Raw genomic sequence first — 3,449 nt, 5'->3', positions numbered from 1 at the left:
TCAATCTGCAGCGTGACGCTCGCCGAGGCGTTACACGACGCCTCTTGCCGCTATGCGCGCTCTCCGTGGATGAGTATATTATTTAAATAAAAGTTAAACATTGTCTAAAATTGGGGTATAGTATAGATAACCAAAACAAATCTTCCATATAGCCATTAATTGCCAGATAGCTGACTGATAAATGCTTCTTTATCCATTCCTGTGGAAATTCGTACCCTAAGTTTAATGATGAGCCATAGAATGTGTTGTCTTTAAAGACAAATCTAGACGTAGCATAAGTTGGTGTAAAATCCGTTACGCTTTTAAATTTTACAAGATCACCTGGCTTTTTCCATCGATCATATAGCGCCCGTCGATCTGCGTTATCATAGGGATTAATATTTTCTACTTTATTAGCCAGAGTGCTATTGTAAGCATATCCTCCCAAACGAAAGCCACAAATCACATTTAGAGAAAAACCTTTCCAACGTACATTCGTATTAATATTGCCTTGAATCTTCGGTTCGGCAACACCGCAGGGCACTTCATCCTTTGCATTCCATATAAATGTTTCAGTACCATCCGATGTAATATAAATTTCTTTCCCAGTACTCGGGTCAATACCTTTGGAACGTACTGCATAAATGGTATTCAGTGATTGACCTTCCTTGTACAAAAAACTAGGATTATATGAATCCTCACTAGTCAGTTCATCATTTAATTTTTGCAAAGAATTTGAAATTTTCTCAATTTTATTTATATTACGTGCTGCTTTTAAACCAACTGTCCAATAAAAATTATTGCGGAGGTCGCGGATAATTTGAGCGGAAAAGGAAACTTCATATCCTTTATTTCTTACTGTTCCAATATTGTCCTTATAACTTGAAAATCCACTGGATAAAGGAAGGTTAACATCTGCTAATAAGTCATGAGTCAACTTATTATACCAATCGAAATTAACCACCAATCTGTGTTTAACCAATTCTAAATCAAACCCTAAATTCAATTGTGAAGTAGTTTGCCATTTTAAATCAGGATTACCATAAGCTAATAAATATACACCATACCAATTTTGAGTACTTTGCCCACTATATATTTGATATGTTCGCATACCTAAATAAGAAGCGAAATTTTGAGATCCCGTTATTCCATAAGAAGTCCTGAGCCGAGCAATATCAATCCATTTGTATTTTTTCATGAATTTTTCATTATGAATATTCCAACCGATTCCCGTTGACCAAAATGGAGCAAAATGATTATTAGATCCAAATTGTGAAGATCCATCATATTTTCCATTAAGATCAATAAAATACTGTTGGTTATATGTATATTGTAAATTGCATAATAGACCAAAATCACGTGAAATTGATTCAGTTCCAGTGGGTGTAGTTCCTTCCATATATTGTTTAGACATTCCGATGAAATCCATTTTATCAATGGATAAGCCTTCCCCAATTATAGTATAAGATTCTGATTTAGATTGATCTATAGTCAATCCAAAACCTCCGAATAATTGGTGTTTACCAAAATCTTTCGTATAATTTAAAGTTAAACGACCATTATATTGCATTGACTCTCCAGGATTATATGTATAACGCCCTTTACGTGAATAATCATCACCCGTATAACTGTCAAACATAGTATTATCAGCCGGAATATATATATCAGACCTAGTAAATTCTTTTGTAAACGAAAATTGACCTCTAAGGAACAGTTCAGGAATAATATACCACTCTATAGCACAATTATTAGTAATATCTGTGTAGCTACTCGTATTCTTGCTCGGCAGATAAGCATTAAATAAAGGATTGTATACCTTATTCGTACTTTGGAGACTTTGATAGAAATAATCCTCAAGTATTTTGTTTAGGTTTCCGTTATTATCATAAGGGGTATAGTAAGGATTCAACGCACAATAATCGCTAAATGATCCATAAGGAGAATTAGAGGATTTCGTATTGGTGACTTCCAAGCGATTTTGGAAAGAAATATTTTTGTATTTATAAAGTAATGACATACTGCCATCTAATACTTTTCGTTGAGAACCTTTTAAGGCACCTTCAACATCATTATAACTTAAATCTGCGTCATAACGTAGATTTTCATCCCCTCCTTCAGCTGAGATGTAATGCCGCGACCCTATACCTGTTCTTATTGGATATTTTAACCAATAAGTATTAACTCCTCTTTCCACATTTATTTTGCGCTGATTATAAAGGTCCTTAAGTTCTTGATCATAGATTGCATTGCTTGATTCATATAGTCCCGCAACTTTTTCATACTCTAATTTTTCTGTTGAATTCATCAAATTATAAGACGATAAGTCTGGGGCTTCTACATCCAAAGTCCCTTTATAGCTAATTCTTAATTTTCCAGGAGCAATACGTTTGCTTGTAATTACGACAACACCATTGGATCCTTTCGACCCATACATTGCTGTAGCATTAGCATCTTTTAATAAAGTAATGCTTTCGATCTGGCTTTCATCCATATCCATAAAACGTGAAAGAGAAATTTCAAAACCATCTAATATAAATAAGGGTTGATTTGCAGTTCTTTGATTATCTGTACTTACTTGCAAATCCTTAACATCCGTTGGTAGGCTAGACGTTCCTCGTAGTGTAATCGAAGGCAAACTGTTAGGATCAGAACCTGTTGTAATATTATCTGCAATACTGAAACTAGGGTCCAAATTACGCAAAGAAGAAATCAAACTTCGGTTACCTGAAACTTCCAATTCTTTCTTACTAAAACTTGTAGCGGCCCCAGTATAACTTGCACGAGGTTTATTAAAGATCCCGGTGACAACTACCTCATTCAAATTTTGAGCATTAGGTACTAGGAAAAAGTTTTTTGACTTACTATTATCTTTTCCTATTGTCTTTTCCATAATATCATATCCAAGACTAGAAATTACTATTGTATTTCCTGATATTAAATCCAAATAAAATTCTCCATTAATATTAGTTACAACACCAGTTCTTTCCCCCTTTATTCTTACCGTAGCTCCAATTATAGGATCCCTTGTCTTGGCATCATATATGATGCCATGCAATCGTAAATGATTTTTTTCGATAATAATAGAATTTTGAACTATTTTGAATTGAAAACCTTTATCGTCAAATAACTGATGCATTACATCTTGTACATTTACTTGATCTACATCCAAATTAATTTTATCAAATGATTGAAAATCTTTATGATTGTAAATAAAGTTAAGATTAGTTTGATTATGTATGTCTATAAATAATTCATCTATAGCAATATCTTTTACATGCAGTGTCACTGGAGTAGTATAAGTCATGCTTTTTTGGGCATTAACAACTAAAAACGAACTATAATACTATAATACTCCCCAATTTTAGTACAGGTGCTAAAGTTAAAGAATATTGTTTATCTTTGCACTAAGTAAGAAAGGAACAGAAATGGGAAGAAGAAGTAAGTTTGAACCAAGTTTTAAGGCAAAGGTA

The 3,449-nt window shown here is 33.4% G+C and carries 1 protein-coding gene; it reads right to left on the bottom strand.

Features of this window, described 5'->3' with window-relative positions; all coding sequences use genetic code 11:
- Positions 1–82: 82 nt before the first annotated feature.
- Complete coding sequence (locus tag NG821_RS12355) at positions 83–3,283, bottom strand: SusC/RagA family TonB-linked outer membrane protein (RefSeq protein ID WP_252761964.1); 3,201 nt, start codon at positions 3,281–3,283, stop codon at positions 83–85.
- Between the last annotated feature and the right edge of the window lie 166 nt (positions 3,284–3,449).

The organism is Segatella cerevisiae (assembly GCF_024054555.1).
GTDB lineage: Bacteria > Bacteroidota > Bacteroidia > Bacteroidales > Bacteroidaceae > Prevotella > Prevotella cerevisiae.
This window is presented reverse-complemented; position numbering and strand designations above follow the sequence as displayed.

Coding starts and splice junctions, on each gene's coding strand:
- NG821_RS12355 (WP_252761964.1), bottom strand. CDS start 3,283: ATGACTTATACTACTCCAGTGACACTGCATGTAAAAGATATTGCTATA.